Below are 3653 nucleotides of genomic sequence, written 5' to 3' on the forward strand. Positions count from 1 at the left end.
TTTTTGAGACAAGTATTAAATTATAATATCTGCAGCTGCCATTATTAATGTTGAGTGAAAAAGGCAAATATGCAGCAGCTACTGAAATCAGAAGATTTGTCTGGTCTGAAATTGTTTGGCCATTGATTTTAGAAATAAATGATGTTGCATTTTCACTGCAACAATATCAACAAAAACGTGATCAAGTGTGTCAGAAAAATAACATCGGAGTCGGAGCTACATCGCGTGGATTGGTATCTCTGATGAAAAAAGGAATCTTACTAAAAGAAGATGATATTTACTCGATTCATTTTAGATTAATTCCATACATGAGACTAAAAGCAGAATGCGATTATGCAGTGGCAATTCATGAAGTAAAGATTAGATAATTTTTTCAGCAAATGATTATATGCTAAAAGATTAGAATTTGTTTTGGTAGCCCGATAGTCTAGCGGTCAAATAAAATTAGATTTTAGATCATGGATTCTGCCCTCTGGATCTCAAGAGTGGATAGGCGGAGACGGCAGTTCGAATCTGCCTCGGGCTACTGGTAATTTTCTATCTAGATGCTTGTGCTATTCTTTCTAGCTCGTGCTTTTTCTTGACAGATGGAGCGTTTGGATCGTTTGCAGCAGCCAAGATTAGTTGCTCTGCCATGTGCTCTTCAATTGGTTTAGGATTTGAAAAAGTTGAATCTCGAATTGAATCTGCGATGAATTTTAGTGCCATGTCGACTCGTCTGATTGGTGCAACGTCTACTGATACGTGGTAAACTGTACCACCGTAAACGATTCTTGTAGTGTCTTCGTTTGGTGCAGAGTTTTCAATTGCACGAACTAGAATTTCTACTGGGTTTTGTCCAGTCTTTAATGCAATAATTTCAAATGCTAATTTTACAGTGTTGAGTACTTTGGTTTTCTTGCCAGTCATTCTACCAGTATTTTTTGCATATTTTTTACCAAAGTGCATTACTTTGTTAATCAATCTTTCAACAATGTTTACTTCGGCTTTGTTGAATCTCTTTAATGCAGAGCGACCATAAGTGTAAGGTAAGATTTGACTTCTCAAAGAGATGGCAGTCTTTAATCCAGGATCTTTGATCTCGATTCCGGTCATATCCCATCTTCTAAATAATAACATGTTCTTAGTTTCTGCCATTTCTATCTCCTTGGTTTTTCTTTCTTTCCAGTTACTAGTTGGCTAAGTGATGTACCGTTTACTTTGAATACTTTAAATCTAACTCCAGGAATATCTCCCATTGCACCGCCTTGTGTTGCACCCATTCCTTGAATGTGTACCTCGTCGTGCTCGTCGATAAAGTTCATTGCACCGTCTCTTGGCAAGAAGGCTGTAACTGTTTTACCGTTTTTAATTAATTGAACCCTAACACATTTTCTGACTGCAGAGTTTGGTTGTTTTGCTGCAATTCCTACTTTTTCTAAAACAATTCCTCTTCCTTGAGGGGCTCCACCTAGTGGGTCTGCTTTAACATCAATTCCAAGTTTTCTTCTTTTGTAAGTTGAGATTGCCCATCGTTGCTTTTTTCGTTTTGCAACCAAAACTCTTCCAGCAAACAGGCCTAGTGGTGATTTTGTCATATTTTACAGCTCCAAAGTTGCTTTTTCAGGACTATTAATTAGTACACTCGTAATATCAAAATAGCGTTTTGCCAATAATCTGGCTTTCTCTGCATTTCTGCCTTCTCTTCCTACAACAATTCCTTTCTTTCTTGGGTCGACCATAACTATTGCCTGTTTAGAACCATCAGCACGTGTATTTAATTTTACTTCAGAAACGAGTTTAGAGTTGAGCAGGTTCATCAAGAATTTTGCAGGATCTTCATCAAATTCAACTAGTTCAACTGTTTTTTTGACAATGTTTTGTAATGATTTAATATGAATTCCACCTTTGCCGATAGCTAATCCCATCTTTCCAGTGTTTACCACAAAAATTACACGGTCATGTTTTTCATCGTCGACACAATCACGAGCAGTTGCACCAGTAACATTTTGAAACAAAGACATCATTCGCATCTGATCAGTGGTAAGTTTGATTGATTGTGTCATTAGAAATCCTATTTATCTCCAACCAAGATTTATCTCATTTAAACTTTCATTTGATGTAATTTTCTTAAACATTATTTTCCTCGTTTTCCATGTCTTTTAGAAGTGATTTGATATTTGCATCAGTCAATGATGTAAATGATATTGTTGAAATTCTGAATTGTAAGCCGCATAATCTTCCTAATGCGACAGATGTTCCCTGAAAGTTTACCAATGGAATCTTTTCTTTTTTTGCATCTTCTTCAATTTTTGCAAGAGTTTCTTTTTTTAGAGATTTTGACAAAACGATAAGTTTGGAGTTTTTCATAGAGTTCAATACTTGTTTAGTTCCCATCGTAACTTGATCTTCTTTGACGGAGTCCTTTAGCATTTTCTCTAATATTTTACTCATGTGTTATCCTTATGGACGATCGTCTATACAGGGCTTTATAGGTTTATTGAAATTTTACTCATAAAGAGGTAAAAACCACTAGTTTTCAAATCCAAACAGAGAGCCTAAAGATGAAAATGCATGTACTATTTCTTCAAAAATATTAGATGGAGATTTTGGTTCTGGTGCTGAAATGTTTTTTATTGGAATAATTTCGGATCTTATTTCTTGAGATGGAATGTCTGCAGACATTTGAACTATTGGTGCTATTTTATTTTCAACAGGTATTTTTGTCAATACAAGATTCAAGTTATTTTTGGCAGATTCATAATTGGGATTTTTCTCAATTGCTTTTTCATATAGAGAAATTGATTCAGAGTATTTTCCCATAGATGCAAGGGCATTTGCCTTGTTGTTAATAGCAGGGACAAAATTAGGATCAATTTTCAGTGCCAAATCATAGTAAGAGATGGACCCTTGCAGATTTCCTAGTTTTCTTAGAGCAGAGCCCTTGTTTGTGATAATCTCAACATTGTTTGGATCTTTGCTTAGGGAATTATCAAAGAATTCCAAAGATTGATCAAATTTGCATAGTCTGTACAATGCAGGTCCCATGCCATCATCATATGAAATTGTATCAACTAGTTCACTTGAATCACATTCTAGATTAATCTGATTTAATTGAATGCCAAGCTCAATGTCCTCAACTGAGAGATTATCATATTCTTCATCAGGTAAAGTCTCCGGAGTTGGCAGTTGATAATTTGTTTTTGGTGGAATTGCAGCAGAATTGTTTTGCTCTGAATTATTTTTTGGCTGATCATTTTTAATTATTGGTGAATCTATTTTTGTCGGAGTTGTTTTGGGAACTATTTTTGGAGTGATTGGAATTTCTGTTTTTGGAGTCTCAATCTTTTTTACAAAATCAAAGTTAATTTTTTTTTCAGACTCTCCATAATGCGCTTTGATAAAATATGTTCCAGTTGATTTAAAATTTACACCAGACTTTACAAGAAAGTTTGTAGAGAATTGCAAGTCAGAATTAATTTCACCAAAGTAAAATCCCATTGGGGTTTCATATTGATCATAAATTCCAATCAGTACACTGGGGGAGTCAAGAGTTGAAACTGTACCACTAACGCTTACAAACTCATTGTCATAGTATCGAGGTTTGTCAGTGACAAGAGAAATTACTTGAGGAATAATTGCTGGAATGAGTTCAGGAATTGTAGTCTCACCAT

The 3653-nt window shown here is 35.1% G+C and carries 6 protein-coding genes and 1 tRNA gene; 2 read left to right on the forward strand and 5 right to left on the reverse strand.

What is annotated here, in order from left to right; all coding sequences use genetic code 11:
* The first annotated feature begins 47 nt into the window (after positions 1-47).
* Together BG20_RS08015 and BG20_RS08020 are read left to right on the forward strand one after the other, a co-directional pair.
* The gene (locus BG20_RS08015) at positions 48-368 is read left to right on the forward strand and encodes a hypothetical protein (protein ID WP_007402216.1); all 321 of its coding nucleotides are present in this window, start codon (positions 48-50) and stop codon (positions 366-368) included.
* A 48-nt stretch (positions 369-416) separates the two neighbouring features.
* Positions 417-526, forward strand: a tRNA-Gln gene (locus tag BG20_RS08020).
* An 11-nt stretch (positions 527-537) separates the two neighbouring features.
* Here BG20_RS08020 and BG20_RS08025 read toward each other — a convergent pair.
* The 5 genes from BG20_RS08025 to BG20_RS08045 form a co-directional block, all read right to left on the reverse strand.
* On the reverse strand, positions 538-1137 hold the full coding sequence (locus tag BG20_RS08025; protein ID WP_010193408.1) for a 30S ribosomal protein S7: 600 nt from the start codon (positions 1135-1137) through the stop codon (positions 538-540).
* 2 nt (positions 1138-1139) lie between these two features.
* Positions 1140-1577 (reverse strand): 30S ribosomal protein S12, encoded by a 438-nt coding sequence (locus tag BG20_RS08030; protein WP_007402218.1) that lies wholly within the window; start codon positions 1575-1577, stop codon positions 1140-1142.
* 3 nt (positions 1578-1580) lie between these two features.
* Positions 1581-2045, reverse strand: a complete 465-nt coding sequence (locus tag BG20_RS08035) for a NusA-like transcription termination signal-binding factor (protein ID WP_007402219.1) — start codon at positions 2043-2045, stop codon at positions 1581-1583.
* Between the two features lie 64 nt (positions 2046-2109).
* Complete coding sequence (locus BG20_RS08040; protein WP_010193423.1) at positions 2110-2433, reverse strand: ribosomal L7Ae/L30e/S12e/Gadd45 family protein; 324 nt, start codon at positions 2431-2433, stop codon at positions 2110-2112.
* 78 nt (positions 2434-2511) lie between these two features.
* On the reverse strand, positions 2512-3653 hold a 1142-nt coding region (locus BG20_RS08045), incomplete at its 5' end, for a tetratricopeptide repeat protein (protein WP_010193428.1).

This window comes from Candidatus Nitrosarchaeum limnium BG20 (genome assembly GCF_000241145.1).
GTDB lineage: Archaea > Thermoproteota > Nitrososphaeria > Nitrososphaerales > Nitrosopumilaceae > Nitrosarchaeum > Nitrosarchaeum limnae.

Excerpts from the sequence above, each read along its gene's own strand:
- BG20_RS08015 (WP_007402216.1), top strand. The coding sequence starts at position 48 with ATGTTGAGTGAAAAAGGCAAATATGCAGCAGCTACTGAAATCAGAAGA.
- BG20_RS08025 (WP_010193408.1), bottom strand. The coding sequence starts at position 1,137 with ATGGCAGAAACTAAGAACATGTTATTATTTAGAAGATGGGATATGACC.
- BG20_RS08030 (WP_007402218.1), bottom strand. The coding sequence starts at position 1,577 with ATGACAAAATCACCACTAGGCCTGTTTGCTGGAAGAGTTTTGGTTGCA.
- BG20_RS08035 (WP_007402219.1), bottom strand. The coding sequence starts at position 2,045 with ATGACACAATCAATCAAACTTACCACTGATCAGATGCGAATGATGTCT.
- BG20_RS08040 (WP_010193423.1), bottom strand. The coding sequence starts at position 2,433 with ATGAGTAAAATATTAGAGAAAATGCTAAAGGACTCCGTCAAAGAAGAT.